The organism is Photobacterium lucens, from assembly GCF_009873615.1.
In the GTDB taxonomy this organism is placed as follows: Bacteria; Pseudomonadota; Gammaproteobacteria; order Enterobacterales; family Vibrionaceae; genus Photobacterium; species Photobacterium lucens.
Map to the genome: position 1 here is coordinate 1 of NZ_SSMG01000421.1, position 457 is coordinate 457.

1 protein-coding gene is annotated in these 457 nt (G+C 31.1%); it reads right to left on the reverse strand.

Features of this window, described 5'->3' with window-relative positions:
* Positions 1-434: hypothetical protein (locus tag E5A76_RS17180; protein WP_161119676.1), on the reverse strand; the 434-nt coding region annotated here is incomplete at its 3' end.
* Positions 435-457: the final 23 nt, after the last annotated feature.

Below are 457 nucleotides of genomic sequence, written 5' to 3' on the forward strand. Positions count from 1 at the left end.
TATTTGATATCTGAATCTAACGCTGACATATTAAAAATAAGATCTAAGATCATTGAGTTATCTATCGTTTCAATATTGTTTGAAACAATACCATTAAGCTCTAAATTTGACTTCGGTAGTAAAATAATAATGACTTCTTTATCATCAAGAAACTCCAATACGGTATCCGATGTTGAATTAAAAATCATAGCACCACCGAATGCCATGTTTCCTGTTGCGCATTCATTCCTCCATGCCATCGAACCATTTGATGCAACAACATAATAATAACTAAAGTCACTTAATATGAGTTTATGTGGAGGAGAAATAGAAGAGATAAATGTAAAGTTATTACGATATGAAACAACACTAGTATCACTGTAAAAGAAATATGACGATGGTAATAATTTACAACCAGGAACCTCTTTTTTATAAAATCGCATCCATTCAAGCAATGAATGGGTTCTTAAATTCTTAC